Raw genomic sequence first — 25,960 nt, forward strand, 5'->3', positions numbered from 1 at the left:
CACGGGGCTCTTTTCCCGTGGGCCTTGCCTACAGGTTCTGTCGTGACCCCGCCCACTCCTTCTGTACGCAGTATCCTCGCCGCCCTGATGCTGGCGATTTTCCTCGGCGCGCTGGACCAGACCATCGTCGCCGTGTCGATGCCGGCCATTTCTGCGCAGTTCAACGACGTCAACCTGCTGGCCTGGGTCATCTCCGGCTATATGGTGGCGATGACTGTGGCCGTGCCGATCTACGGCAAGCTCGGCGACCTGTATGGGCGGCGGCCGATGATGCTGATCGGCATGGGCCTGTTTACCGTCGCCTCGCTGTTTTGTGGCATGGCGCAAAGCATGGAACAGCTGGTGCTGGCGCGCATCCTCCAGGGCATTGGCGCAGGCGGGATGATTTCCGTGAGCCAGGCGATCATCGGCGACATTATCCCGCCCCGTGAGCGTGGGCGTTACCAGGGTTACTTCAGCAGCATGTACGCGGTCGCCAGCGTGGCCGGGCCGGTGTTGGGCGGCTATATGACCGAGTACCTGTCGTGGCGCTGGGTGTTTTTGATCAACCTGCCATTGGGCGCGGGCGCCTGGTGGGTGGCCCATCGCACCCTGGTAGGGCTGCCGGTGCCGCAGCGCAAGCCGGTCATTGATTACCTCGGCACGCTGCTGATGATCATTGGCTTGACGGCGTTGTTGCTGGGCATCACCGAAATCGGCCAGGGCCATCATTGGCGTGATGATCAGGTGCTGGGCCTGCTGGCGTGTGCCTTGGTGGCGCTGAGCGTATTTGTCTGGCATGAGCGCCGGGCGCGGGAGCCCCTGTTGCCCATGCACCTGTTCGCCAACCGCAGCGCGGTGTTGTGCTGGTGCACGATTTTCTTCACCAGCTTCCAGGCCATCTCGCTGATCGTGCTGATGCCCCTGCGTTACCAGAGCGTCACCGGTGCCGGTGCCGACAGCGCCGCCTTGCATCTGCTGCCGCTGGCCATAGGCTTGCCGATGGGCGCGTTCTTTGCCGGGCGCATGACCTCGGTGACCGGTCGCTATAAACCGATGATCCTTGGCGGGGCGCTGCTCACGCCGATTGCGATCCTCGGCATGGCCTTCAGCGCACCCCAGTCGCTGATGCTCAGCAGCCTGTTCATGGTGCTCAGCGGCATTGCCTCGGGCATGCAGTTCCCGACTTCCCTGGTGGGCACGCAAAACTCGGTGGCGCAACACGACATTGGCGTCGCCACCAGCACCACCAACCTGTTCCGCTCACTGGGTGGCGCGGTTGGGGTGGCGTGCATGTCGGCCTTGCTGTTGGCGTTGTTGCAGGATTCGAGTTTTGCCCATCTGGCCAGTGGTTCGATGATGGCCGAAGGCAGCTCCGGCAATGTGCTGCTCGATGGCCTCAACGCGGCGCCTGGCCCGGCGCAGGATGCGTTGCGTGGAGAGTTGCTGAGCACCTTCCGGCATTTACTGATGGTCAGTGCGGCGGTGTCGTTGCTGGGGTTGGCGGCGGCGATTGCGATGCCAAACCACCTGTTGCGGGGGCGCGAAGACAAGGCGCGATAGCGTAGGCGCCGGCAAGCCGGCTCCTACATGCAATGCAGCTGTGCGCGTTGCCCGCTTACGGGCTGTAGTAACCCACCGCCACCAGAAAATGCCCGCTCTTACGCAGATAGGCATGCTTGTTTTCCACCTTGCCGGTCACCGGGTTTTTCCAGCGGTATTCATATTCCCCCTGATCCTGCTCCTTCATCAGTTGCAGGATCGGCTCGCCCACGGGCTTGCCGTCCGGGTCCTTGACCTTGGCGAAGTCGGTGTTGATCAGGCGCAGGTTTGTGCCGTGGGCCACATAGCGCCCGGTATCCAGGTCGACCACAAACACATACAGGTCGTCCTGCAAAAAGCCGCCTTGCAGCGCATTGATGGCTTTCAACGCGCCGGCTTCGTTTTTCTCCAGTTCCCTGACCGCCTTGTCCCGCAGGGCCTTGGCCTGTTCGGGTGTGGCCCGGGGCAGGTAATAGCCGACGGCGAGGATGCGCTGGCCGATGCGCTGGTAGAACACATGTTTGCGCTCCACCTTGCCGTCGTTCCAGTTCTGCCAGCGGTACTCGGCCTGCTGGATGCCATTGCCTTCCGGGATCTTCAGCGCCGCCTTGAACGACTGGCGCAGGTCCGGCCCGAGCACTTCGGACACGTCGCGCCCGATCAGCGCCGATGACGGACCGCCACTGGCCAGCAGCACGCCCTTGGTATCGACCACGAACACATAGCGGTCCTTTTCGACAAACTCGCCCTGGCGGCTGAAGGCGGCGAAGGCCTTGTCACCGTTGTCGTGGTAATAAGCCAGGGCCTTCTCCAGCAGCGCCTTGGCGGCCTGGGCGTCCTGTTCATTGGGGGTTGCGGCCTGGGCCTGGCTGAAACACAGCAACAGTAGCAGCCAGGTGGCGCGGAGCATTCCCTTCATTACCCGTCCCTCGTTCTTGTGAATGTCCCAAGAGCGTAGACGGTTGCCCGGGGATTAGAACGGCTGGGTCGGCAGGTATTTTCCGTCCAGGGTAATGACCGCGCGGGAGCCGCCGTCCGGGTCTTCGACCTTTTTGATGTCCAGCTTGAAGTTGATGGCGCTGATGATGCCATCGCCAAACTGCTCGTGGACCAGGGCTTTGAGGGTTGAACCATAGACCTGCAGCATTTCATAGAAACGGTACACGGTCGGGTCCGTCGGAATGCCACCGGGGATGCTGCCGCGCAGAGGCACGCTTTGCAGCAGACGGCTGGCGTCCGCGTCCAGGCCCAGTTTGGCGCACACCACATCGGCTGCGTCCTTGGGCAGCGGGTGTTGCCCGAGCAGGGCCGCGGTGACGAACGCCAGGCTCAGGCCGGTGCCGTCGCTGAGGTCCTGCCAGGACAGGTTTTTGCGGGCCTTGATATCAATCACGGTGTCGGCCAGGGCCAGGCGTGGGGTTTGGGACAATTGGGATTGCAGCATGATGACGTCCTCTTCGGTTAAATAAGGTTCAGGCGGCGTGTGCGCGGGTCTGTGGATTGTCCAGCAGGGATACAAAGCGAGCGGTGCGGCCATCCAGGGCGTTGATGCAGCCGCTTTCGATATCGTAGACCCAGCCATGCAGGCTCAGCCGGCCCTGTTCCAGCGCCAGGGCGACGCTGGGATGAGTCTTGAGGTTGGCCAATTGTGCGACCACGTTTTCCCGTACCAGAGCGCTCAGTCGCTCTGCATCCGAGGCATGGGTACGTGCGGCGTTGATCACCTTGGCCGACTCGGCATGGCGTAGCCAGTTGGCCACGGCGGGCAAGTGATCCAGGCATTTGCAGGTGGAAATGGCCGTCATGGCGCCGCAGTCGGAATGGCCGCAAATCACGATATCGCTGACCCCCAGCACGGCCACCGCATATTCGACCGTGGCCGAGACCCCGCCCGGCTCCGGGCCGTAGGACGGCACGATATTGCCGGCATTGCGGATCACAAACAGATCGCCTGGTTCCTGCTGGGTCAACAACTCCGGGACTACACGGCTGTCGGAGCAGGAAATAAACAGCGTGCTGGGGTGTTGCGTGGTTGCCAGTTGCTTGAACAGGTCACTGCGCTGGCTGAAGGCTTCGCTCTGGAACTTGCGCAAGCCGTCGATGAGATGCTGCATGGTGTTTCTCCTTGCGTCGCTGATGGGGCAAGGATGGAAGTTTTTGGTTATAGGGTCCAAGACCGGCTTATTATGGTTTCTATAAGTCATGCCTATAGCTGGAGTGTTTTGCATGCTGCTACGTCATATCCGCTACCTGCTGGCCGTCGCCGAACACCGTAACTTCACGCGGGCTGCCGAAGCGTTGCATGTGTCGCAGCCGACATTGTCGCAACAGATCAAGCAACTTGAAGAGAGCCTGGGGGCACCGCTGCTGGATCGTTCCGGGCGCAGTGTCAACCTGACCGACGCGGGCCAGGCCTATGTGCGGTTTGCCCGCCTGGCGCTGCAGGATCTGCAGGCGGGCACCCGGGCCATGCATGACGTGCAGGACCTGAGCCGCGGCAATTTACGCCTGGCCATGACCCCGACGTTCACCGCGTACCTGATCGGGCCGCTGCTGGCCCGGTTTTATCGGCAGTATCCGGGGATCACCGTCAGCGTCGAGGAAATGCCCCAGGACCGTCTTGAGCGCGCGCTGACCGAGGATCTGCTGGATATCGGCATTGGCTTCAGCGGCGAGCACATGCCAGACATCGAATGCCAAGGCGTGTTTGTCGAGGAGTTGAGCGTAGTGGCCAGCGCCAGTCATCCAACCTTGAAGCGCAAACAGTGGCTCAAGCTGGCTGACTTCAAGCAGCAACCCCTGGTGCTGTTGAACAGCGGATTTGCGACGCGACGTTACATTGATGACTATTGCCGGACGCTGGAGATAACGCCGCAGATTGCCATGCAGGCCAATTCGATCAGTGCGGTGATTGAAATTATTCGCCATACCCAACTGGCGACGATCCTGCCCCGCGAGGTGGCCATGGCCCAGCAGGGCTTGCACGCGGTGCAACTGCGCCCGCCGTTGCCGCAGCGCACGGTGGCCCTGCTCAGTCGCAAGGGCGCTTATCGCAGCGCGGCATGCCGGGCGTTTGTCGACGTGGTGAGTGGGTGGCGAATGTTTAGTCATCCTGAAAGTGAACTCCACCAAGACTGAATTTAAGGGCGTAACCCAGCGTGTGAGGCTGGCGCTCATCTCTTCACTGTGATCCCTGCATGGACGGTTCCCCCGACACTCACCCCGAGGCCTCGCCTGGCGCCACCGCGCCCAGCCGCCCGGTGTGTCGGCTGGGCGTTGATGCACTGCCTTCTGAACTGGCCTTTTGGGCACTGTGGCACTGCCGCCATGCCCGCCCGCCGGATACCGCTCCCTTACGCTGATTGCCCCCATCACGGGTGCGCCGTCGCGCGCGCCTGCCTGACGCAAACGTAAGAGAGTTGCCATGAGTACCGTCTTTGCCAGCCTGCACGAAGCCCAATCCTTTCTTGACCAAAACCCCGATATCGAGATGTTCGAGCTGTTCATCCTCGACAGCAACGGCGTGCCCCGCGGCAAGTTGCTGCACCGTGATGAACTGCTGGCGGTCTACGCCACCGGCCGGCCGCTGCCCAGTACCATCCTGGGCCTGACGCTCAATGGCGATGACGTGGAAAACTCCGGCCTGGTGTGGGAGGTGGGGGATATCGACTGCCGCGCCTACCCGATCAGCGGTAGTTTGCAGCGCATGCCGTGGCGGTTGATTCCCACGGCGGCGGTGCAGGTCAGCATGCACCCGGAGGAAGGCTTGCCGGCGACCGTGGCCGACCCCCGGCACCTGCTGGCCAAGGTCATCGACGGGCTCAAGGCCGATGGTTATTACCCGGTGATGGCGGCGGAACTGGAGTTCTACCTGCTGGACCAGAAGCCCGACAGTAACGGCCGCCCACAACCGGCGCGGGATATGGACGGCGGTCGCCCGCGCTCGACCCAGGTCTACGGCCTGCGCGAGCTGGAGCAGATCGAGCCGTTTCTGGCCGACCTGTACAGCGCCTGCAAGCTGCAAGGCATTCCCGCGCGCACGGCGATTTCCGAATACGCCCCCGGCCAGGTGGAGATCACCCTCGAGCATCGCAGCGATGCGTTGCAGGCGATGGACGAGGCGGTGCGTTACAAGCGCCTGGTCAAGGGCGTGGCCCACAAACACGGGATGACCGCCTGTTTCATGGCCAAGCCGTTCGACGACCTGGCCGGCACCGGCATGCACATGCACGTCAGCCTGGCGGACGCCGATGGCAACAATCTGTTTGCCAGCGAGGCAGCCGACGGTACGCCGCTGCTGCGCCAGGCGGTCGGCGGGATGCTCAGCACCTTGCTCGATTCCTTGCTGCTGTTCTGTCCCAACGCCAACTCTTACCGGCGTTTCCAGAGCAACAGTTATGCGCCGCTGGCGGCCACCTGGGGTGTCGACAACCGCACCGTCAGCCTGCGGGTGCCGGGTGGGCCGGCGTTTTCGCGGCATATCGAACACCGCATCTGTGGCGCCGATGCCAACCCGTACCTGGCGGCGGCGGCCATCCTTGCGGGGATCCACCGTGGCATTCGCGAGCAGCGCGATCCCGGCGCGCCGGTGACGGGCAACGGTTATGCCCAGGCCAAGGAGCTGCTGCCCACCGACTGGCTCACCACTTTGCGTGCCTTGGAAGGTTCGGCCTGGGCGCGTGAAGCGTTCGGCCAGGAATTTCTCGGCGTGTACCTGGCGGTCAAGCGGGCCGAGTACCGGCAGTTCATGGGCGAGGTGGGCGAGCAGGACTGGCGCTGGTACCTGCACCAGGCGTGATGATGAACCCTGAGTCTTTCGACCTTTTTTTCACGCGGGGGTGATTAAGCTGAAAGTCCAGTGTCCGTAGAGACCGGTTCATCTACATGAGTACCGTGATGTCGTCGCAACCCCCATCGTCCATCGAGGCTGAATTCGCCGCGCGCTGTGACCGTGACCACGCTCGCGTCTGTGCTGACCCACGGCCGCCAGGCTTGTTGCGGCGCCTGTGGTTATGGCGCGACGAGCGCCTGGTGCGCCAGGCTCTGAAAGTCGCGGGGGAGCCCGGCCTGTTGCTGGACCTGGCCTGTGGGGCGGGACGCTTCTGGCCGGTGCTGGCCGAGCACAGCAATCGCGTGATCCTGGCCTCGGACTTTTCCCAGACCATGCTTGATCATGCCCAGAGCCACTATGGCGCGGCCTTTCTGCGGCGGATCAAGACGTTCCAGGGTTCGGCATTTTCCATCGGCCTGTCGGCCAACGCGGTGGACTGTATTTTTTGCCTGGAACTGTTTCGCCACGTCTCCAGTGTCGAGGCGCGACTGACGCTGTTGCGCGAGTTTCACCGGGTCAGCCGCGACACGGTGATTGTCGCGGTGGACAGCGACAGCCGCCATCGTCAGCTCCACCCGCCGGGCACAGGGCAACCCTTGTTGTCCCATCGTGTGGAGGTGGAAGCGGAGTTTCGCCAGGCGGGCTTTACGGTGCTGAACCAGCAAGAGTTCATGCCCGGCTCGGCCCTGTGGCGGGTTTATGTGCTGCGCAAAAGAGGATAACCCTCAACTGTCGGGCTATTCTTCCTCTCCTGTCAGAGTTTTCATGATGGCTGGCACACTGCGGGTGCTCGAAAGTCCCGCGGGCGATATATACTGCGCGCCATTCTTCAAGGGAGAGCCGTGTGGCCATCGATATTCACTGGATCTGCGACAACGATAGCCTCGGCCAGCATTGCGCCGAATGGCAGCAGTTGCCATTCGTCGCCCTCGACACCGAATTCATGCGGGTCGACACCTTCTATCCCATCGCCGGGTTGATCCAGATCGGGGATGGTGTACGCGCTTATCTGATCGATCCCCTGACCATTGATAACTGGCAACCCCTGGCCGCCTTGCTGGAAAACCCGGCGGTGATCAAGGTGGTGCATGCCTGCAGTGAAGACCTGGAAGTGCTGCTGCGCCTGACCGGCAGCCTGCCGGTGCCATTGTTCGACACCCAACTGGCAGCCGCCTACTTGAACCTCGGTTTCTCCATGGGCTACTCGCGCCTGGTGCAAGCGGTGCTGGACATCGAGTTGCCCAAGGGCGAGACCCGTTCGGACTGGCTGCAGCGGCCATTGTCCGAGACCCAGGTCAGTTACGCCGCCGAAGACGCGGTGCACCTGGCGGAAGTCTATACACGCCTGCGTCCGCGACTGTCGGACGAAAAATACGCCTGGGTTCTGGAAGACGGCGCCGAGCTGGTGGCCAACCTGCGCCGGGAAATCGACCCTTACGAGGTGTACCGCGACGCCAAGCTGGCCTGGAAACTGTCCCGTGCCCAGCTCGCCGTCCTGCGCGAACTGTGCGCCTGGCGCGAGCAGCAAGCCCGTGCCCGCGACCTGCCACGCAACCGCATCGTCCGCGAACACTCGCTATGGCCCCTGGCCAAGTCGCAGCCGGATAACCTCGCGGCCTTGGGCAAAATCGAAGACATGCACCCGCGTACCGTGCGCCAGGACGGCGAATTCCTGCTGGGCCTGATCAAGCGTGCCGCCAGTGTGCCGATGGACCAATGGCCGCCGGCCGTGCCTGAGCCGTTGCCGGTGGATGCCGCTGTGCTGATCAAGCAACTGCGCGCCCTCGGCCAGACCTTCGCCGAACGCCTGGACATGGCCCCGGAGCTGATGCTGCGCAAGAAAACCCTCGAGGCACTGGTCAAGAGTGGCTACCCCGATGGGCCTTACCAATTGCCTGACTCGCTGCGTGGCTGGCGCCGCGAGTTGATGGGCCAGGCGCTGCTCGACAGCCTGGCCACTGCCGGAGAACAGCCTTGAAACATATTTGTTCCATCTACCGCAGCCCGAAACGCGCAGGCATGTACCTCTATGTGCTCAAAAGCGATGCCCTGGAACGCGTGCCCGAGGGCCTGCTGACCGTGTTCGGCAAGCCGGTACACGCGTTCAACCTGGTGCTGACGCCGGAACGCAAACTGCAGCAGGAAGATATCGTCGCGGTCCTGGACAACCTGCAAAAGCAGGGCTACCACCTGCAAATGCCACCGCCGGATGACGAGTACATCGAGCACTTGCCCGAAGAACTGCTGCGCCGTAACGACCCGATGTGATCGACCCGTGTCCCGCTCGGGACACGTTTGAATCGAATGACCTGGCGAGTCCCGAGCCCTGCAGTCAGTTTGCTGTCGGTGGCCGCCTGCACTGTTTTTGAAAGGTTTGAACCATGCGCGTTCTGATAGCAGAACAGGACCACCCGCTGTACGCCCGACTGCTGCGCGAAGCGGCGCCGGATCTTGAAGTCCTGACCAGTGGCGACTCGGCCCAATTGTCGCGCCATGCCGCCGATTGCCCGGTATGGCTGGGCCAGCCGGACCTGCTGGCAACCCTGCTGCGCCAGGGCCATCACCCGCAATGGCTGCAATCGACCTGGGCTGGCATCACGCCGCTGCTGGCCGATGGCTTGCCTCGGGATTATCGCCTGACCCGCGCGGTCGGCATTTTTGGCCAGGTGATGGCCGAGTACGTGCTCACCTACATGCTCGGTCACGAGCGTGAGGTGCTGGCGCGCCTGGTCAGCCAGGTCGAGCGCAAGTGGGACAACCGCATGGGCCAGAGCCTGGCGGGGCGCAAGGTGCTGATTGTCGGCACCGGTGATATCGGCCAGAGCGTGGCGCAATTCCTGCTGCCCTTTGGTGTGGAGTTGTACGGCATTGCCAGCCAAGCCCGGGAGCAGGCCCCGTTTATCGAGGTAGCCGGGCCGGATCAACTGGGCCGTCTGGTGGGCGAGGTGGACTATGTGGTCAACCTGCTGCCCAACACCCCCAATACCCACGATCTGTACGATGCGGCGCTGTTTAAGCAGTTCAAACCCACCGGCCTGTTTATCAACGTCGGCCGGGGTGTGGCGGTGGTGGATGCCGATCTGGTCGAGGCCCTGAAAGAAGGGCACCTGGCCGGCGCGGTCATCGACGTTTGTCGCCAGGAACCACTGCCACAGCGCCATCCGTTCTGGACCGCCTGGGGCTTGTTGCTGACCGGCCACAGCTCGGCGCCGACCTGCCCGCGACGCATGGTGGCACTGTTTGTCGAAAATCTGCGGGCGTACCAGGCCAAGGATTCGCTGCGTGGCGAGGTGAGTTTCGAGCGGGGATACTGAAACACCCCACATCGCGAGTAGCGCGCATCTGATTTTATCGCTGGCGGCAACGTGGGAGGCTCACTGACCTTAAGAAGGGAGGCCTCTCCATGCTTGAATCGCGCTCTGTTGCTTCGCAACCGTCTCTGGGGGCCATGCTGCCCGCATCGTTGGCTGATCCCGTCAGCACCCCACCGACGGAATCCAACCTGGCAACTGGCGGCGAAGAGGTCCGGATCAGCCTGGTCGAGGAGAAGCCAGGCCTTGAGGCTGCACTGGGCGACAGGCAGAACCTCAAGGTACTGGGGCAAAAGCTCTACGAAGTCGCCACCCGGCTGGGGGTAAACGCCACACCCCAGGCAGTGCAGGCCGCGTTGGCGCATACCCCCCTGGACATAGACGCCGGCTCCTCCTATCCCCTGGCAGACGGCAAGAGCGCCACTTTGGCGAGCGTCATCAGGCACCTCGGCCTGTTCCTGCCCCTCAGCCACTTTCATCTCATCAGCCTCGCCGATGCAGTCACTGCAAGAGCCCTGGAGCATCCGCTTGGCGATTTTGGCGGAGGGTTGTCGTGGCCGGTGCCCATGAGCCCGGATGAGCAACGCAGGCTGGGTGCGTTCGCCCAGAGCCACCTCGCAGAGCAGCCGCAGGGCGCACAAGGCCAGGGGCTGCTGGATTTTCTGGACCAGCGCCAGCCCGTTGCCACACCGGTATCGAGCAACCCCGTCAAGGCCCTGGAATCCCTGGTGAGTTCCGCTGAAGGGCAGCGGCTGGGAAAGCATCTGCAAGAGCAAATGGGCGGGATAGCCACCGACCGCAGCGTCAACGACTATCTGCTGGCCGCCATCGCGGTGCAGTTGGATCCGCAGTCCATCGCCGCGCCTCATCGCAACAAGGTGGCGGGTTTCGACCTGGCCAGCGATGCGCACTGGGGCAAACCTGCCTCCTTCGTGGTGGACAGGTTGAGCAGGCACCTGAGCAGCAGTGGCAAGACCAGCCCGCAGATGGCCGGGGTAGGCGCCTATGGGTTGCTGGCCCGCAAGGCGCCTGAATTTCTGGTCAAGGACATCCCGGACCGGGTGACCTATGGCAGCCCGGCCTGGGTCAGCCTGGCAATTGCTGCGGCGACCATCGAGGCCCAGTCGCCGGGGAAAGTGCCGAACATGACCTTCGCCCAGGTCATGCAGCAGGCAGAAAGTGCGGGCACGGCCGATCCTGGTCTTACCCGCGATGTGCAGCGGGCGGCCCTGGTGGGCTGGGGTGTGGTCAATGGCCTGCTCGAACGCAAGGAGGATGAGCGCTACACCGACGCAGAGCTGAACCTGCTGCAAACCACCTTCAACACCCGCCAGCGGCAAATGATCACTGCCAGCCAGTCCTTGGATAAGGACATTCCCAGTCGCAAAGCGATGGCCCTGAAGGCGCTCAAGCACCGGTTTGGCGAGCTGGGCGGGCTTTTTGAAGAGCCGTTGATCAACACCACCCATCATCCTCGTGGTGGCCCCGGAACACCGGCAACCACACTGGTCGGCCATCATTCGCTGTTGGATATCGCCATGATGGACCTGCCGTCGCCGGCGGTGTTCTATTCGGCGGACAGTCGCATTCCCCTGGCCGAATTGAATGCCAATCACCGATTTGGCATAACCGAGGCATTCAACCAGCAGTTCAATGACACGATCCGGAGTAAAAAGGCTGCGATCGCTGTCGCCATCAAACACTTGATCGCACAGCTTCCATTGGCGGATCGGAAGAAATTCGAATATGGAAAAATCACCTTCTATCAAAACCTGTCCCACACGCTAGGCCTTGGATTTGCGGATAAAACCGATCATCCCAAGGGGCAGGAACTGCTGTTGAAAATTGAAGGGGAGGGTGAGCCTGCAGCATACGAAATCAACTTTGCCCAAGGTGTTATTCGATCGACGGACCTCTGGCGAGCGGATGTGCGCACTTCAAGAAAGGCCAATCTTGTCCGCGAGACCCGAGAGTTCGTACCGCGCAATGACGCTGTGCAGCAGAAAAAACAAAGCGTTCCGGTAAGCAACGCGTTACTGGATAGCTTTGCTTCGGATCGCACTCGATACATCGCCGATGCATTTGTTGAACACCTTGATCTCGATGATCCCGACATAAAGGAACACGCGCGGGGGCAGACCACGTTGGACAAACAGCGGGGCAGGGCAGCAGTGGCTGAAGCGTATCTGTTGAGCCTTGTTCCGTTTTATTCGGCGATTGGCAATTTCCAGCAGGGTAATTATGGCGAAGGGGCTACTGACCTTGCGCTGGATATCTTTGGCTTGCTCAGCGCTGGCGCTGCAAACGCAGGGAAATTGGGCCGATTGGGTGGGACTGCGTTATCCGCAGCGGCGAAGGTTTTACAGGGCGCAAAGATCATTGGGGCTGCCACGATCAGTGCATTGAACCCCCTTGGCGGGTGGGGCGAGTTGGCGGTCGGCGGTGCCAGGTTGGTCGGCAAAGGCGTTTCCAAAGGGATTGAGGCGGTTAACCGGCTCAGGGGGGCTTCCGGCAGCTATGACTTGTTGAAGGCGGTCAGTAAGGACTATGGCACCGCGGCCACGGGCACGTTCAGGGTCGCAGGGCAGCGTGTCGAGGGCGGTGCGGTGCTCCAGGGCGGCAAATGGTATGCCTTCGACGCCGACAAGATGCGGCCTTATGGCGGGCCCCTTGAAGGGTTCACCGCAGAAACCAAGGCGATGGGCGGCACGCTCGCCGTGGCGCGTATTGCGCCGGGCAGTGAGCTGAGCAATCGGATGCTGCTCGAGTACAGCGTTGCACCCGCAAGCATTGCCGGGCTTTCGCGCAATAGTCAGGGGGTCTACGTCGCGGCTGATGGCCACCTGTCCCATATCCGCCACACCGACAGCGCTGGTAAGACTGCGGTCTATGAAGTCCGCCAAGTCACCCGTACCGAGGATGGGGTGGTGCAGGCTCGGATCTATCACAAAGGTCGGCAGACGCCGCTGCTGGTTCAGCATGTACAGGGCGATCAGTGGCAGCGCCTGCGTTTGCCCGGCGCCGCTCCGCAATCGGTGGCAGACGATCTGGGGGAGGTGATTGGACTTGGCGGCGAGGGGGTCATCTACGCAAGTCGCGACGGGAAAAGTGTCTACAAGGATCTTGGCCCTACCTCAATCAAACCTCCCGCTAAATACGTCAGCATGGAGGCGATATCGCTGAATAAATATTATGGTGAGGGGTTTGCAAGTGTGATCATCGAGGACGGTCGTAAATATATAAAGATGGGCAAAGTCGATGGCGTGGATCTCAGTAAGTTTGAAAGAAACAGTTTGCCGCCAGAAGCGCGATCATTAATGGATGATGTATTGGCGCAAATGGAGGCCAAGGATATCTATCACAATGATCTGCAATTAAAGAACTTTATGTATTCGGCCAAAGACCAGAAGATTTATCCGGTGGATATGGATTCGCAGGGCGCGGAGTTTATGGTGCCGGTGGTGATGGCGGCTTATAAGCGACAGAAGGAGGAACTGCGCAGGGCGTTTGCCAGCCTTGTCGCTAAAGCCCCTTGAGCAACTTGCGATGCCCCCTGCCGGTGTTTAACGGCAGGGGGGGGCGACTGCCCTGGCCACAGGCGGATCCCGTGCTTAAAGGTTGAAATCCCCTTCAGCCACCAACTCGGTCAAAGGCCGGCGCGGGCTGGGAGCCTCCCGGGCCTGCAGGTAGTCCGCCAGAGTCGATTTGTCACCGAGCTTGCCCACGGCGACGGCCGCGTGCAGCGCATAACCCTCGGGGATCTTCAGTTCCTTGCGGGTCAGCTCCTGATCGAAACCGGCCATGCCGTGGGTGTGCCAGCCGCTGAGGCTGGCCTGCAGCGCCAGGTGGCCCCAGGCCGAGCCGGTGTCAAAGGTGTGCCAGAGTGCCGGGGTTTCTTCACTGGCGCCGGGCACCGCAAAGTCGGTTTTCGAGATCACGATCACCAATGCCGACGCATGTTGTGCCCAGCCACGGTTGAACTCGTTCAGCAGGCCCAGATACCGTTGCCAATCCGGCGTATCGCGCCGCGCGTACAAAAAGCGCCAGGGCTGCGAGTTATAAGCCGAAGGTGCCCAGCGTGCGGCTTCGAAGAAACTCAGCAGGGTTTCCACCGCAATGCTCTCGCCGGTAAACGCACGCGGCGACCAACGTTCGGTGAACTGCGGATGAATCGGATAATCGGCAACGCGTGGCTCAGTGCTCATAAGCGCATCCTGATGAAAAAAACGGCCTTCAAAGCTACGTCGCCACTGCACGTCTGACAAGTCTCGCCTTACCGGCAGTCGTAAGCGCTTGGCCCCAGGGGGCTTGGGCACTAGACTGGCGACCTTTTCACCTACCGATACTGATGTAGAGCCATGGCCGCTAAAGTCGAACCTTTCTGGATACGCAAAACCCTTGAGCACCTCGACCAGGAGGAGTGGGAGTCGCTGTGCGACGGCTGTGGCCTGTGCTGCCTGCAAAAGCTTGAAGACGAAGACGACAACAGCGTCTATTACACGCGTATCGCCTGCAAACTGCTGGACCTGAAAACCTGCCAGTGCACCGACTACCCTAACCGCCGGGACTCGGTGCCCGATTGCATCCAGCTCACCCCGGGCCAGGCCGACCAGTTCAAGTGGCTGCCGCCGACCTGTGGCTATCGCCTGGTCAGTGAGCGCAAGGATTTGCCGCTCTGGCACCACCTGGTCTGCGGTGACCGCGATGCGGTGCACCACGAACGCATTTCCCAGTCCGGCCGCATGCTCAGCGAAGGCAGCGTGCCCGAGGACGATTGGGAGGACTACCTGATTTTCCGCGCAGGCTGAGGAGAGCGTATGACGGTCCAAGCCAAGCTGGCGGCGAGCCTGCTATTGCTGGGGTTGAGCGCGTCGGCGTGGTCGGCGAAAAAGGTCGACCTCGATTATCACGTCAAACTGTTGCCCCAGAGCGATCAGGCCGAGGTGCGCCTGAGCCTGTCCCAGGGTTCGGCTGTGCGCAGCCTGAATTTCGACCTGGGTCGCGACGGTGACTACAGCGACTTCAAGGCCGATGGCCAGTGGCAGGTCACGCCTGACGCGGGGGCCAGTCGCGGCCTGTGGCAGCCGGGCGCCGACAAGGCCAGCCTGACCTACCGCGTGCGCCTGAGCCATGCGCGCAAGGCCGGCATCTACGAGTCGCGCATGACCCCCAGTTGGGCGCTGTTTCGCGGCGAGGATCTGGTGCCGGCGGCTCGCCTGGACCAGCAGGACGGCGTGGAGTTGGTGTCCCGGCTGACCTTCGAGCTGCCGCCGGGCTGGAAAAGCGTCGAGACCGCCTGGCCACGGATTGGCAAGCACAAGTTCCGTATCGACAATGTCTCCCGGCTGTTCGACCGGCCCACCGGCTGGATGGTCGCCGGCAGCCTGGGCAGCCGCCGGGTGCGCCTGGGCGAAACCGAAATCACCGTGTCCTCGCCCAAGGGCCAGGCCATGCGCCGCATGGACGTGCTGACCTTGCTGACATTTGTCTGGCCCCAGGTACAAGCGGCGTTTCCCCGGCATCCGGCCAAGCTGCTGCTGGTGGGCGCCAGTGACCCGATGCGCCGCGGCGCGTTCGCCGGGCGCGATTCGGTGTACCTCAATAGCCGTACGCCGCTGGTCAGTGAAAACGGCAGTAGCCCGTTGATCCGCGAAGTGGTGCAGGCCATTGGCCGGTTCAATGACCATCAGGGCAGTGACTGGATCAGTGAGGGCCTCGCGGAGTATTACGCCATCGAACTGCTGCGTCGCGCAGGCGGTATCAGCGATGAGCGTTATGGGGCGATACAGGCGCGCTTGAGCAAGGACGGCAAGGGCGTAACGACGTTACGCGGTGAGCACGTCAACGGCGCCACAGTGGCGCGGGCAGTGGTGGTGTTGCAGGAGCTGGATCGTGAAATCCGCCTGAAAACCCACAACAAACGCTCCCTGGACGACCTGACCCAGGCACTGATGCGCCTGGACAGCTTCAGCACCAAGGAGTTTGTGCAGTTGGCCGAAAGCGTGATCGGCCAATCCTCGGAGGTGCTCGACAGCAAATTGCTGCGCTGAAGCTCAACGGTGGAAGCAGGTTTGTGTAGGAGTTGGGTCGCCGCATCGCTGCGATGGCGGTCTACCAGTGGCCAATGTGCTGACTGAGCTACCGTCATCGCAGGCAAGCCAGCTCCCACAGGAGTCTGCGCACGCCTCGACGATCAGGTCGCCTCGCTTTGCTTGTGATCTTGATCTTGATCTTAGGCGCCCCGTTAAACCACGCTGGCCGTCATCCGATTTTGATTTGGGGGGTAACCCGGCAGGACGCCGGGTTAGCCGCGCTGGGCCATGGATGGCCCATCGCGGCGGCCCCCCAAATCAATGTCGGATGACGGGCACACCGAGCCTAGGCGAGGTGCCGAGTGGTGGGGCAAGAGCCCTTTTGGTTACTTTTGGGGCTCTTTTCCAAAAGTGACCCGCTGTAAGAGCGGAACCAATAGCCGCCGTGACCCCAGCAACGGATATGCACACAACCCCAAGAACCACGAAAGAGTTGCGTAGATACCTATGCTGCGCCCCGACTAAACCAGCCCCCACCTTTGGCTTGTGCCTCAGGGCGCGGTTTTTTCGGCAGCCACTTCAGCCCGAGTCTTGAGGTTCTTCAGTTCCTCACCCGCGCGCTCGATGCGGGTGCGCACGCTATTCATATCCTGGCGGCTTTTTTCCAGCAGCGACTTGGCCGAACTATGGCCGCTGATCCCGCGCGCCAAGGCCACACCACCAATCGCCACCTGGATCAGGCCGAAAAAGCCACCGCGGCGAATGCCCTTGCCCATCATCACTACGCCACCGGCCAGTGAGCCAATGCGCTCCCAGCCCTGGACGTTCTGGGTCGGCTGGGTCTGGAACGGTGTCGATTCAATCATGGGTTTGAGGGTTTTGCTGTCGCTCATGGTCTGTCTCCAACAAAGGGCCATAGATATGTAACTGACTGCGGGCCAGAGGTGGATGTTCCCGCCAAATCAGTACTTGGGCCCCGAACGGGTGTTATTGCCCTTGGCCAGGCGATCGTAGAGCACCACGTTGACGGTGGCCGCGAGGTTCATGCAGCCGGTGGTCGGGATGTAGACCACATCTTCGCACCACTCGCGGATCTCTTTATCGAGGGAGCCATCTTCGGGGCCGAAGATATACAGCGCGCGATCAGGATGGGTGTATTCCGGCAGCGGCCGGGCACCGTCCACCAACTCCACGGCAACCGGAATGCAGCCCAGAGGCAGGATCTTTTTCAGGTCGTCGATGCCGATCAGCGGGATGTCGTGGTGGACTTTCTTGGTGTCGGTAATAAAGTCCCGGGCCCGCTCATAGCGTTTACCGGTGTAGAACACCGAAGCCACCCCATAGCAGCCGGCGGCGCGCATGACCGAACCGACGTTTTCGGGGGATTTGGGGTTATACAGACCGATGCAGCTGTAGCGTTTATTGCCCACGGGAGAGGGTGCCTTCGAGAAAAACCGCAATTATACGGGGATTGCTCGAGCAGCGGTCGCTATAGACATGGCCTGTTTGGGCGATTGTCATCGCGGGCAAGCCCGGCTCCCACAGGTGAACACATTTCAAATGTGGGAGCCGGGTTTGCCCGCGATGACGTCGCAACGTTCAGCGACGACCGTCAGTCGTCCTTCTTCATCAACCCCGCCAACGCCGCAAACGGGTTGTGCGTGGCCTTGGCGATGGTCGGGCTGCTGGTGGAGCCTTCGCCGAAATACTGTTGGTCGGTATAGCGCGAGTGCTCGTTGTCATGGCAGTACAAGCAGAGCAATTCCCAGTTGGAACCGTCCTGGGGGTTGTCGTCATGGTTGTGGTTACGGTGGTGCACAGTCAGCTCGCTGAGGCGCTTGCCGGCGAATTCACGGGCACAGCGGCCACACACATGGGGGTACATTTTCAGGGCTTTGTCGCGGTAGCCCATTTCCCGGTCGCGCTGGGCATCGGCGAGGATGCGGTCCAGCTTGGCGGTGTGGGAGGGCGGGTTGCTTGAGCTCATCATGGCTCCTGTTTTCTAGTGGATCACGGATGGCGTTGATTCTAGCTGCTCGCGGGGCAATAAGCCCTTGGCTTTTTCAGCCCGGGTGCCGGCCGGCGACGGGGTGCTGTGGAGCGGGGTAATAATGCCCGCCTATCTATTTAAAAACCGTTGGGAAGTTAATGAGCGCAAAAGTTAGTCTGGGGCGAGAAAGTGTTGGACTAACTTTGCCAAGTTCTTTAATGTGGCGCCTCTTGGCCCACCGCCGCTGTGGTGTCGAGTATTCAATAAGCCTGGTCTTTCCGGGCGACTGTTAGTTTCCCGTGCAATCGGGTTTTCCCATCACGATATCAGCCTCCGCGGCTGGCGTTGTGGCGTTTCAAATCAGAGGCGCTCGTCCAGAGCGTGCTGCTGCCTATCACCGAAGTCGGGTGGGTTGAAGAGTCTGATGATCGTCTTTCCAATAATAAAAAACGACGAATTACCCTGTGCTTATAAATTCATGACTCTGGAATTATATTCTGTGTGAGTTGTAAGTTTGTGGTGCGTGTTAATAAGTTTTGATGCTCATTTTGCTTATATTCAACGGCTCGGTCTTCAATTCAATACATGCAATTTGTTGTAGAGGCTGTTGTGTCTAAAGGTGTTGTTCTGGCGGTTTCCGCTTCCTTCCTGTTTGGCGTGCTGTATTTCTTTACCTCTCTTCTTGAGCCCTTGGATGGCCAGCAGATATTTGCCTGGCGAATCCTTATTTCGTTGCCCTTCATGACGCTGCTGCTCGCCCTGTCCGGGGATTGGCAATGGGTGCCGCTGATCTACAAGCGCTTGCGCGAGAAACCGGCCTTGCTGCCCTGCGTGGTGCTGACCAGCGCGCTGGTGGGCGTGCAGTTATGGATCTTTATGTGGGCGCCGCTCAATGGCCACGGCCTGGACGTTTCCTTGGGTTACTTCCTGTTGCCGCTGACCATGGTCATTACCGGGCGTATCGTTTATGGCGAACGCCTTTCCCATCTGCAAAAGATTGCCGCCGTGTTGGCTGCGGTGGGGGTGGGCAATGAGTTGTACCGCACGGGTGGGTTTTCCTGGACCACCCTGGTGGTCTGCGTCGGTTACCCGCTGTATTTCGTCCTGCGCCGGCGCTGTGGCACCGACAACCTGGGTGGTTTATGGCTGGACATGATGCTGATGATCCCGGTGGCGCTGTGGTTCATCCTCGGCGGCCACCCCATCGGCGAGACGCTGGCGCAGCGCCCGGCGTTGTACTGGCTGGTGCCAGTGATGGGCCTGGTCAGTGCGGCGGCAGGTTATTGCTACATCCTCGCCAGCCGCCTGTTGCCCTTCAGCCTGTTCGGTCTGCTCAGTTACGCTGAGCCGGTGCTGCTTGTGGCGGTGTCGCTGATGCTGGGCGACAGCCTCAAGCCGGGCCAGTGGATGACCTACCTGCCCATCTGGCTGGCGGTGGTGGTGCTGGTGCTGGAAGGTTTGCGGCATCTGAATCGCCTGCGCCGCTCGATCTGACCGGCGCGCCCTTCAGCCCTTGAGTTTCTCGGCAATCCAGATGGTATGCCGGGTGCCCTTGTTGCCATGGGCAAAGACTTGCACTTCCTCGGCCTTGAAGCCGGCCTTGCGCAATTTGTCGCTGAACTGCTTGTCGGCGCTGGCCGACCACACGGCCAGCACGCCCTTGGGGCGCAGGGCCTTGGCGCAGGCGCTGAGGCCGCCGGCGGAGTACAGCCAGCTGTTGGCTTTCTGCGTCAGGCCTTCGGGGCCGTTGTCGACGTCGAGCATGATTGCATCAAAGCCCTGGGGCTCGCCCTGCAGCACCTTGGCCACGTCTTCCAGGCGGATCACGGTGCGCGGGTCCTGCAGCGGGTTGCCGGATTTTTCCCCGAGCGGGCCGCGATTCCACTCCACCACGCCCGGCACCAATTCAGCCACCACCACTTCGGCCGTCTTGCCCAGGTGCTTGAGGGCCGAGGCCAGGGTGAAGCCCATGCCCAGGCCGCCAATCAATACCCGTGAACCGGGGCGTCCGGCGACCTTGCGGCAGGGAATCTCTGCCAGGGCATCTTCGGAACCGTGCATGCGCGTGTTCATCAATTGCCCGCCGTCACCGCCCTGGATCTTGATCACAAAATCCTCGCCGTATTCGAACAGGCACAGGGCGCCGCCGTTATCGGGGATCGGGGTGGTGTCGAGCAGCACGAAACGTTTCATGGAAATCTCATTGGGAAGGGCATTCTTGCGCGGTTGGGAGTAGCCTTGGGACTGGTTAACAGTCAGGCCATGGAGCCATCGATGAAGTGCAGCATTCTAGCGGTCATTGTAGGAAGTGTGCTCACATTGGGTGCCGCACATGCCCAGCAGTTGCAACCGGTGCCGAACACGCCGGCGACCACCACCGGCGCGCCGGGCACTGCAACGCCGACCCCCTATCCGCAAATCACCCCGCCAACCGCACCCAAGCCACAAGGGGCCGGGGTGCCGTTGCCACCGATTGAAATGCCCAAGCCGCCCAAGGACCAGACCTTGCCCGGCCTGCAGCAAAACGACAGCAAGCCGAAGGCGGCGGGTTCTTAAACCAGCCCCAGGGCCTTGAACACAAAGGCGTATTCCAGGGCCACATCACGCAAACCCTGGTAACGCCCGCTCATGCCGCCATGGCCGGCGCCCAGTTCGGTCTTGAGCAGCAGCAGGTTGTCGTCGGTCTTGGTGGCCCGCAGCTTGGCCACCCATTTGGCGGCTTCCCAGTACTGCACGCGGCTGTCGTTATAGCCGGCGATCACCAGCATCGCCGGGTAGGCCTGGGCGCTGACGTTTTCGTAGGGCGCATAGGCCTTGATCCGCTCATACACCTCGGGCTCCTGTGGGTTGCCCCATTCGTCATACTCGGTGACGGTCAGTGGCAGGTCCGGGTCGAGCATGGTGTTGAGCACATCGACAAAAGGCACTTCGGCAATCGCCGCCTGGAACAGCTCCGGGCGTTGGTTGAGCACGGCACCGATCAACAGCCCGCCGGCGCTGCCGCCGCTGATAGCCAGTTGTTTGGAGGTGGTCAGGCCCTCGGCGATCAGGTGTTCGGCGCAGGCGATAAAATCGCTGAACGTGTTTTGCTTGTGCTCCTGCTTGCCGGCGCGGTACCAGGCTTCGCCCAATTCGCCGCCACCGCGCACATGGGCAATGGCAAACGCTACGCCACGGTCCAGCAGGCTCAGGCGCGCATGGGAAAACCACGGGTCGAGGCTCGAACCGTAGGCGCCGTAGCCGTACAGGTACAGCGGCGTTGGCTGGCCCACCTGGTCGCGCTTGACCACCAGGCTGATCGGCACCTGGGTACCATCGGCAGAAGTGGCCCATAGCCGCTGGCTGACATAATCGTCGGCATTGAACACGCCCAATACCGGGGTTTCCTTGAGCACTTGCTGCGCGCCGCTGGCCAGTTCCAACTGGCGGACCTGGGCCGGACGATTGAGTGCTTCATAGCGCAGGCGGATCTTGTCGCTGTCGAATTCCAGGCTGTTTTGCACGTACAGGCTGTAGGCCGCGTCTGGTAATTCCACGCGGTAAGTCGGCAGGCCTTGTGGGTGCACGTCGATTACCGGCAAGCCGCCAATGCGCAGGCTCAGGGTCATGGCCCGGGCGTTGAGGGTCACGCCATCGAGCATCACTGCGTCATCGTGGGCAATCAGGTTGTGCCACTGGTCTTCAGTGGGCACGCTGCCGTTGTCAGCCGCCTGGAACAGCGCAAAGTTGATGCCATCGCGGTTACTGCGGATAAACCAGGTCCATTGGTCGTCCAGCTTGCCGTGGTCGACATCGTATTCATGGCCTTCAACCCGTGGCGCCAGGCAGGCAAATGCCTGTTGCGGCTGCTCGGCGTCCAGGGCCCAGACTTCGCTGGTGGTCTTGCTGCCCAGCGACAGCAGCAATTGGCGCTCGGAACTGGAGCGGTAGCAATGCAGGAAAAAGCGCCCGTCGGGCTCGTGAAACACTTCTTCGGCGGCGGTGCCGTCCAGCCGATAGCGATACAGCTTGTGCGGGCGATGGGTGTCGTCCAGTTCACCGAAGAACAGCGTCAGGCTGTCGTTGGCCCAGGTCATGCTGCCGTCGCAGTCTTCGAAGGCCAGTTCACTGACCTTGCCTGAAGACAATTCCTTCACGTACAGGGTGTAGATCTCTTCGCCGTTGGTATCCAGGCTGTAGGCCAGGCGCTTGTGGTCCGGGCTGATGCTGAAGGCACCGAGAGAGAAAAAACCACCATTGGCCAGCACATTCGGGTCCAGCAGCAATTCTTCGGCGCTTTCGTCGATCTGCTGGCTGTCGTCGGCCGGGCGTGGGCAACGGTAATGCCGCGCGTATTCGTCACCGGCAGTGGTGCGTGTGTAATACAGGTACGGGCCCCAGGGCGAGGGCAGTGACAGGTCGGTCTCGAGGATACGGCCCTTGATCTCCTGGAACAGGCTTTCGCGCAACGCGCTCTGCTCCTCAAGTTGCGCCTCTTGCCAGGCATTTTCGGCCTTGAGGTAGTCGAGCACCTCGCTGTTGTCGCGCTCCTGCAACCAGGCGTACGGGTCCTGGCCTGAATCCTGGCGGGCAATCGGGGCGGCAGCGGCGTGGGTCGATGAAGGCATGGATCACTCTCTGTCTGGGGGTGGGCCGACGGCGTTGCAGCCGTGGCACTCAAAAGCCGTTATCATACGGGCCTGTTTGCCTACCTTGCCATGGACACCATGACCGAGAACGACTATCTGACCGCTTGGGGCCTCTACGCCTTCGCCGCTTTGGGCTGCCTGCTGGTGTGGTTTCGCCTGACCCGCTGGATCTGGCGCTGGCTGCGCGAACCGCTGCGGTTGCTGATGGCGGTGCTGCTGTTGAGCCCGACCATTGTCGACCCGGTCAAGGAGCAATTCGCCCCGGCCGTGGCCATCACCGCCCTGGATCTGTTGCTCAAAGTGGGCAATAACGCCTGGCGGGCGGTGTCCGACTTGCTGATGTACGCCATGATCGCCTTTGGCCTGTACCTGGTCTTTGTGCTGATCCGCTGGCCCATCGAACGGGCCGCCAAGGCCCGGCGTGAGCAGAAAGCCGCCGCTGCGGCAGCGGTTGCGGCCGAGCCTGAGGACGACGAACCCTATGGCCGTGCGCCGGCCCCCGTCAGTGGTATGCGGGTCGAACCGCGTCTTTAACGTTGTTTGCCCAGCATCGAGAGTCCTGGCATGTGTGAATTATTGGGCATGAGTGCCAACGTACCGACCGACATCGTGTTCAGCTTCACCGGGCTGATGCAGCGCGGTGGGCGCACCGGGCCGCACCGCGATGGCTGGGGCATTGCCTTCTACGAGGGCCGTGGCTTACGGCTGTTCCAGGACCCGGCGGCCAGCAGCGAGTCGGAAGTGGCGCTGCTGGTGCAGCGTTATCCGATCAAGAGTGAAGTGGTGATTGGCCATATCCGCCAGGCCAACGTCGGCAAGGTGAGCCTGTCCAACACCCATCCGTTCGTCCGCGAGTTGTGGGGGCGCAATTGGTGTTTCGCCCATAACGGCCAACTCGCCGACTTCACGCCCCGGGCCACGTTCTACCGCCCGGTGGGCGATACCGACAGCGAAGCCGCCTTCTGCGACCTGCTCAACCGCATCCGTGAGGCGTTTCCCGAGCCCGTGGATATCGAGCAGGTGCTGCCGGACCTGATCGCCGCCTGCGCCGAATACCGCAGCAAGGGCGTGTTCAACTGCCTGCTCAGTGATGGTGATTGGCTGTTTTGCTACTGCTCGACCAAACTGGCGCAGATCACCCGCCGCGCACCCTTTGGCCCGGCGCGCCTCAAAGATGTCGACGTGATCGTCGATTTTCAGGCCGAAACCACGCCAAACGATGTGGTGACGGTGATTGCCACCGAACCCTTGACCGAAAACGAGACCTGGACCCGTTACGAACCGGGCCAGTGGAGCCTATGGCGGCGCGGCGAATGCGTCAGCCAGGGCACAACTGCATAAGGACGTTGATTATGTTGCTCAGCTATCTGCGCCTGGTGTTGTTTGCCATTGGCTTGTTGGTCGGGGTGCAAGTCCCGGGGTTTATCAACGACTACGCCAAGCGGGTCGAGGCCCATTTGATCGAGGCCCAGACCGGCCTGCGCGGTTTTGAAAGCACTGCGCAGCAGTTCTTCAAAGGCGATTTACAGGCCCTGGTCGCCCATTACCGCGCCAGCGATGACCCGGTATTCCGCAGCGATGCCAACAGCCTCGGCAGTTTGCTCGATCGCCAGGTAGCGTTGGACAAGCAGTTCCAGGCCATGCAGGGGCCGTGGTACATCCGCGCCTTGCAGGTGGCGGTGGCCGCCGACCCGGATATCCGCCGGGAAACCTGGAATGGCTACAGCTACCAGATCCTCCTGACCCCCGAGGCCATGGGCTGGGGTTTGGGCGGGGCGATGCTGCTGTCGTTCGGCCTGGAGTGCCTGTTCCGTTTGATTGACTGGGTGGTGCTGGGCGGCAAGCGTCTGCGCCAGAGCCGGCCGATTGAAGAGCGGGACCTCAAAGGCCTCTGAATACGCCACAGATCTCCCGGTTGGAGCCAGCTCCCACCGGGAGGAATGCAGCTTCACGCTCTGGCTCTGCTTTTGATCCGGCTTTTGATCTGGCTTTTGATCTGGCTTTTGATTTGGCTTTTGATCTTGATCTTAGGCGCCCCGTTAAACCACGATGGCCGCAGGCAGGTATTGCGCAGTGGGCACCCCGGCATGGATGCCGGGGTAGCCGCGACACGGCCATGGATGGCCGATCGCGGCGGGCCCACGGAGCAATGCCTGACTGCGGGCATGCCGAGCCTAGGCGAGGCACCGAGTGGTGGGGCATGTACGGGACAACCACATAGGTTACAAAAAAGTGCATTCACATAGGTGACACTTTGATTGAAACATACCCGTTCTTTGCGTCTCTAGCATCGACACGGCCTAGGATCACAGGCCCGAAGATCACCTCCCAGACATCATCTCGAATTAGCTCCATTCCAATGGTCTGATGCTTGAGCAGATTGCCTATGTAGATCCTAAGACCTGCTCGATTGATGATTCCATTACTATCAGCCAGGTAACACTCCACGTGGCTCGCATACCCCATTTCAGGCAGCTTTTCCGGGTAAGCGCGGGGTGAGGGCAAATAACATGAGGCTGGTGTTTTCTGGCCAAGCGCCTCGTGCCCTCGCTCATGATTATAGTGCTGCATAAAGCGATCAAAGTGTTTCTGCTGAGCTTCCCAAGCAATCGCCGCTGGTTGGGGCAAAGTGCTTTTCAGGGTTCGGTGCATCCTTTCATGGCGCCCATTCTGATCTGGGCGGCCGGGCTCAATTCGCTCAGGGATAATCCCCAACCGCAGCCACCAGATCGACAGCTGTGATAACCCTGCACGGCCCGTGCTGGCAAACGGTATGCCGTTGTCGGTCCGAATACGTTCAGGCAAGCCATACTCGCGAAAAACACGCTCGAAGGTTTGTTGGGTTTCTTTGAAGTTGGTATTGCGCATGCCCTGGCAGGCCAGTAGAAAGCGGCTGGCATGGTCCATGATCGTCAGCGGATAACACCACACTCCGGCCCCTGTCAGAAACTGCCCCTTGTAGTCAGCGCTAAAGAGCTGATTTGGGGTCTCTGCCTTGCACAGGGGCTTTGGATAGACAGCCACGCGCTGACGCACACGTCGAGGTGCAATCAGATCAGCGGCCTTGAGGATGTTGTAAATGGTGGTTTTCGAGGGTGGATCCTGCCCGGGAAAACGCTGGCGCAAGTCGTTCTGAATCTTCTTCGGCCCGGGAATAGTCTCCCCGATAGAACGAAGCTCGATAATTGCTTGCCTGATAGCAAGAGGCACAACATAGGTTTGATTGTGCCGGCACCGGCTACGTTCTTCGAGCCCTCTGGGTCCTTCAGCCTCGTACCGTTCGACCCATTTGTAGCCAGTCTTTCGACTGACCTGGTAGTCGCGGCACAGCTGGCTAAAGGTATCTCTTTCAGCCAAATAGGCGGCGATGAACATCACTTTGAGGTCCATAGGTTTCAGCTCTTCCCAGGGCATGGTCAGATCCTCACAAAATCGACCCTGCCAGTTAATAACTGTTACCTATGTGCGTGAACTGATTTGTAACCCATGTGGGTGAGTCATACCGGCAAGAGCGTTTTGCTTACTTTGGCGCTTCTCCAAAGTGAGCCGCCGTAAGGGCGGAACCCTAAGCGGCCGTGACCGCAGCAATGGATATGTACACATACCCAGAGAGTAGTTGTGTAGATACCCATGCTGCGATAGCGTCA

Annotated in this window: 25 protein-coding genes; 15 read left to right on the plus strand and 10 right to left on the minus strand. The window is 61.2% G+C overall.

Translation table 11 applies throughout. From position 1 onward, the window contains the following. Positions 1-87 precede the first annotated feature (87 nt). Positions 88-1,542 carry an MDR family MFS transporter gene (locus PSH73_RS06505; RefSeq protein ID WP_233093317.1) on the plus strand — a complete coding sequence of 485 codons (1,455 nt, stop codon included), beginning with the start codon at positions 88-90 and terminating at the stop codon, positions 1,540-1,542. Between the two features lie 55 nt (positions 1,543-1,597). Here PSH73_RS06505 and PSH73_RS06510 read toward each other — a convergent pair whose 3' ends face one another. Genes PSH73_RS06510 through PSH73_RS06520 form a run of 3 tightly spaced genes read right to left on the minus strand, consistent with a single transcriptional unit; the run spans position 1,598 to position 3,635 of the window. Further along, positions 1,598-2,440 (minus strand): cache domain-containing protein, encoded by an 843-nt coding sequence (locus PSH73_RS06510; RefSeq protein ID WP_198799755.1) that lies wholly within the window; start codon positions 2,438-2,440, stop codon positions 1,598-1,600. A 54-nt stretch (positions 2,441-2,494) separates the two neighbouring features. Further along, entirely contained in the window at positions 2,495-2,965 is a 471-nt protein-coding gene (cynS, locus tag PSH73_RS06515; RefSeq protein WP_057958800.1) for a cyanase, read from the minus strand. A gap of 28 nt (positions 2,966-2,993) precedes the next feature. Beyond that, positions 2,994-3,635: a carbonic anhydrase gene (locus tag PSH73_RS06520; RefSeq protein ID WP_057958801.1), complete on the minus strand. Its 642-nt coding sequence runs from the start codon at positions 3,633-3,635 to the stop codon at positions 2,994-2,996. Between the two features lie 112 nt (positions 3,636-3,747). On the opposite strand from PSH73_RS06520, the gene cynR reads away from it, so the two are divergent. From cynR to PSH73_RS06555, 7 genes are all read left to right on the plus strand, one after another. Continuing rightward, the gene (cynR, locus tag PSH73_RS06525; RefSeq protein ID WP_057958802.1) at positions 3,748-4,659 is read left to right on the plus strand and encodes a transcriptional regulator CynR; all 912 of its coding nucleotides are present in this window, start codon (positions 3,748-3,750) and stop codon (positions 4,657-4,659) included. Between the two features lie 286 nt (positions 4,660-4,945). Beyond that, positions 4,946-6,319: a glutamine synthetase family protein gene (locus tag PSH73_RS06530; protein ID WP_057958803.1), complete on the plus strand. Its 1,374-nt coding sequence runs from the start codon at positions 4,946-4,948 to the stop codon at positions 6,317-6,319. 98 nt (positions 6,320-6,417) lie between these two features. Then, positions 6,418-7,074 carry a class I SAM-dependent methyltransferase gene (locus tag PSH73_RS06535; RefSeq protein WP_057958804.1) on the plus strand — a complete coding sequence of 219 codons (657 nt, stop codon included), beginning with the start codon at positions 6,418-6,420 and terminating at the stop codon, positions 7,072-7,074. 122 nt (positions 7,075-7,196) lie between these two features. Beyond that, a complete protein-coding gene (gene rnd / locus PSH73_RS06540; protein WP_057958805.1) occupies positions 7,197-8,330 on the plus strand; it encodes a ribonuclease D in 1,134 nt (377 codons plus the stop codon). Next, entirely contained in the window at positions 8,327-8,620 is a 294-nt protein-coding gene (locus tag PSH73_RS06545; RefSeq protein WP_057441287.1) for a YcgL domain-containing protein, read from the plus strand. The genes rnd and PSH73_RS06545 overlap by 4 nt, the downstream gene beginning before the upstream one ends. 113 nt (positions 8,621-8,733) lie before the next feature. Further along, positions 8,734-9,666 (plus strand): D-2-hydroxyacid dehydrogenase, encoded by a 933-nt coding sequence (locus PSH73_RS06550; RefSeq protein ID WP_057441285.1) that lies wholly within the window; start codon positions 8,734-8,736, stop codon positions 9,664-9,666. Positions 9,667-9,755: 89 nt separating this feature from the next. Continuing rightward, positions 9,756-13,199 carry a hypothetical protein gene (locus tag PSH73_RS06555; protein WP_305462116.1) on the plus strand — a complete coding sequence of 1,148 codons (3,444 nt, stop codon included), beginning with the start codon at positions 9,756-9,758 and terminating at the stop codon, positions 13,197-13,199. Positions 13,200-13,274: 75 nt separating this feature from the next. Here PSH73_RS06555 and PSH73_RS06560 read toward each other — a convergent pair whose 3' ends face one another. After that, entirely contained in the window at positions 13,275-13,868 is a 594-nt protein-coding gene (locus PSH73_RS06560; RefSeq protein ID WP_057958808.1) for a nitroreductase family protein, read from the minus strand. 153 nt (positions 13,869-14,021) lie between these two features. Between PSH73_RS06560 and PSH73_RS06565 the strand changes: the two genes are divergently transcribed. Together PSH73_RS06565 and PSH73_RS06570 are read left to right on the plus strand one after the other, a co-directional pair. Next, on the plus strand, positions 14,022-14,471 hold the full coding sequence (locus tag PSH73_RS06565; protein ID WP_029292333.1) for a YcgN family cysteine cluster protein: 450 nt from the start codon (positions 14,022-14,024) through the stop codon (positions 14,469-14,471). A gap of 9 nt (positions 14,472-14,480) precedes the next feature. After that, positions 14,481-15,713 carry a hypothetical protein gene (locus PSH73_RS06570; RefSeq protein WP_305462118.1) on the plus strand — a complete coding sequence of 411 codons (1,233 nt, stop codon included), beginning with the start codon at positions 14,481-14,483 and terminating at the stop codon, positions 15,711-15,713. A gap of 533 nt (positions 15,714-16,246) precedes the next feature. Here PSH73_RS06570 and PSH73_RS06575 read toward each other — a convergent pair. The 3 genes from PSH73_RS06575 to PSH73_RS06585 all read right to left on the minus strand — a co-directional run bounded on the left by PSH73_RS06575 (position 16,247) and on the right by PSH73_RS06585 (position 17,682). After that, positions 16,247-16,588, minus strand: a complete 342-nt coding sequence (locus PSH73_RS06575) for a DUF2892 domain-containing protein (RefSeq protein ID WP_057958810.1) — start codon at positions 16,586-16,588, stop codon at positions 16,247-16,249. Positions 16,589-16,657: 69 nt separating this feature from the next. Then, positions 16,658-17,125 (minus strand): RNA methyltransferase, encoded by a 468-nt coding sequence (locus tag PSH73_RS06580; protein ID WP_057441281.1) that lies wholly within the window; start codon positions 17,123-17,125, stop codon positions 16,658-16,660. Between the two features lie 182 nt (positions 17,126-17,307). Beyond that, positions 17,308-17,682, minus strand: a complete 375-nt coding sequence (locus PSH73_RS06585) for a YajD family HNH nuclease (RefSeq protein ID WP_038448187.1) — start codon at positions 17,680-17,682, stop codon at positions 17,308-17,310. Positions 17,683-18,294: 612 nt separating this feature from the next. Here PSH73_RS06585 and rarD point away from each other — a divergent pair. Next, positions 18,295-19,179, plus strand: coding sequence for an EamA family transporter RarD (rarD, locus tag PSH73_RS06590; RefSeq protein WP_057441280.1), 885 nt, complete (start codon positions 18,295-18,297; stop codon positions 19,177-19,179). A gap of 12 nt (positions 19,180-19,191) precedes the next feature. On the opposite strand, the gene PSH73_RS06595 is transcribed toward rarD, so the two are convergent. After that, entirely contained in the window at positions 19,192-19,878 is a 687-nt protein-coding gene (locus tag PSH73_RS06595; protein ID WP_120732156.1) for a spermidine synthase, read from the minus strand. Between the two features lie 81 nt (positions 19,879-19,959). On the opposite strand from PSH73_RS06595, the gene PSH73_RS06600 reads away from it, so the two are divergent. Beyond that, on the plus strand, positions 19,960-20,241 hold the full coding sequence (locus PSH73_RS06600) for a hypothetical protein (protein ID WP_057441276.1): 282 nt from the start codon (positions 19,960-19,962) through the stop codon (positions 20,239-20,241). Here PSH73_RS06600 and PSH73_RS06605 read toward each other — a convergent pair. Then, positions 20,238-22,292, minus strand: coding sequence for a S9 family peptidase (locus tag PSH73_RS06605; protein ID WP_057958811.1), 2,055 nt, complete (start codon positions 22,290-22,292; stop codon positions 20,238-20,240). The genes PSH73_RS06600 and PSH73_RS06605 overlap by 4 nt on opposite strands. Positions 22,293-22,382: 90 nt before the next feature. Between PSH73_RS06605 and PSH73_RS06610 the strand changes: the two genes are divergently transcribed. From PSH73_RS06610 to PSH73_RS06620, 3 genes are read left to right on the plus strand one after another with little or no spacing between them, the layout of a single operon-like run. Next, a complete protein-coding gene (locus PSH73_RS06610; protein WP_225923868.1) occupies positions 22,383-22,847 on the plus strand; it encodes an MFS transporter in 465 nt (154 codons plus the stop codon). 30 nt (positions 22,848-22,877) lie between these two features. Then, positions 22,878-23,654 carry a class II glutamine amidotransferase gene (locus tag PSH73_RS06615; protein ID WP_057441274.1) on the plus strand — a complete coding sequence of 259 codons (777 nt, stop codon included), beginning with the start codon at positions 22,878-22,880 and terminating at the stop codon, positions 23,652-23,654. An 11-nt stretch (positions 23,655-23,665) separates the two neighbouring features. Continuing rightward, complete coding sequence (locus tag PSH73_RS06620) at positions 23,666-24,208, plus strand: DUF2937 family protein (RefSeq protein ID WP_057958812.1); 543 nt, start codon at positions 23,666-23,668, stop codon at positions 24,206-24,208. A 343-nt stretch (positions 24,209-24,551) separates the two neighbouring features. Here the strand turns inward: PSH73_RS06620 and PSH73_RS06625 are convergent, their stop codons facing one another. After that, entirely contained in the window at positions 24,552-25,727 is a 1,176-nt protein-coding gene (locus PSH73_RS06625) for an integrase core domain-containing protein (RefSeq protein ID WP_047229189.1), read from the minus strand. Between the last annotated feature and the right edge of the window lie 233 nt (positions 25,728-25,960).

Source organism: Pseudomonas sp. FP2294 (genome assembly GCF_030687625.1).
GTDB lineage: Bacteria > Pseudomonadota > Gammaproteobacteria > Pseudomonadales > Pseudomonadaceae > Aquipseudomonas > Aquipseudomonas shahriarae.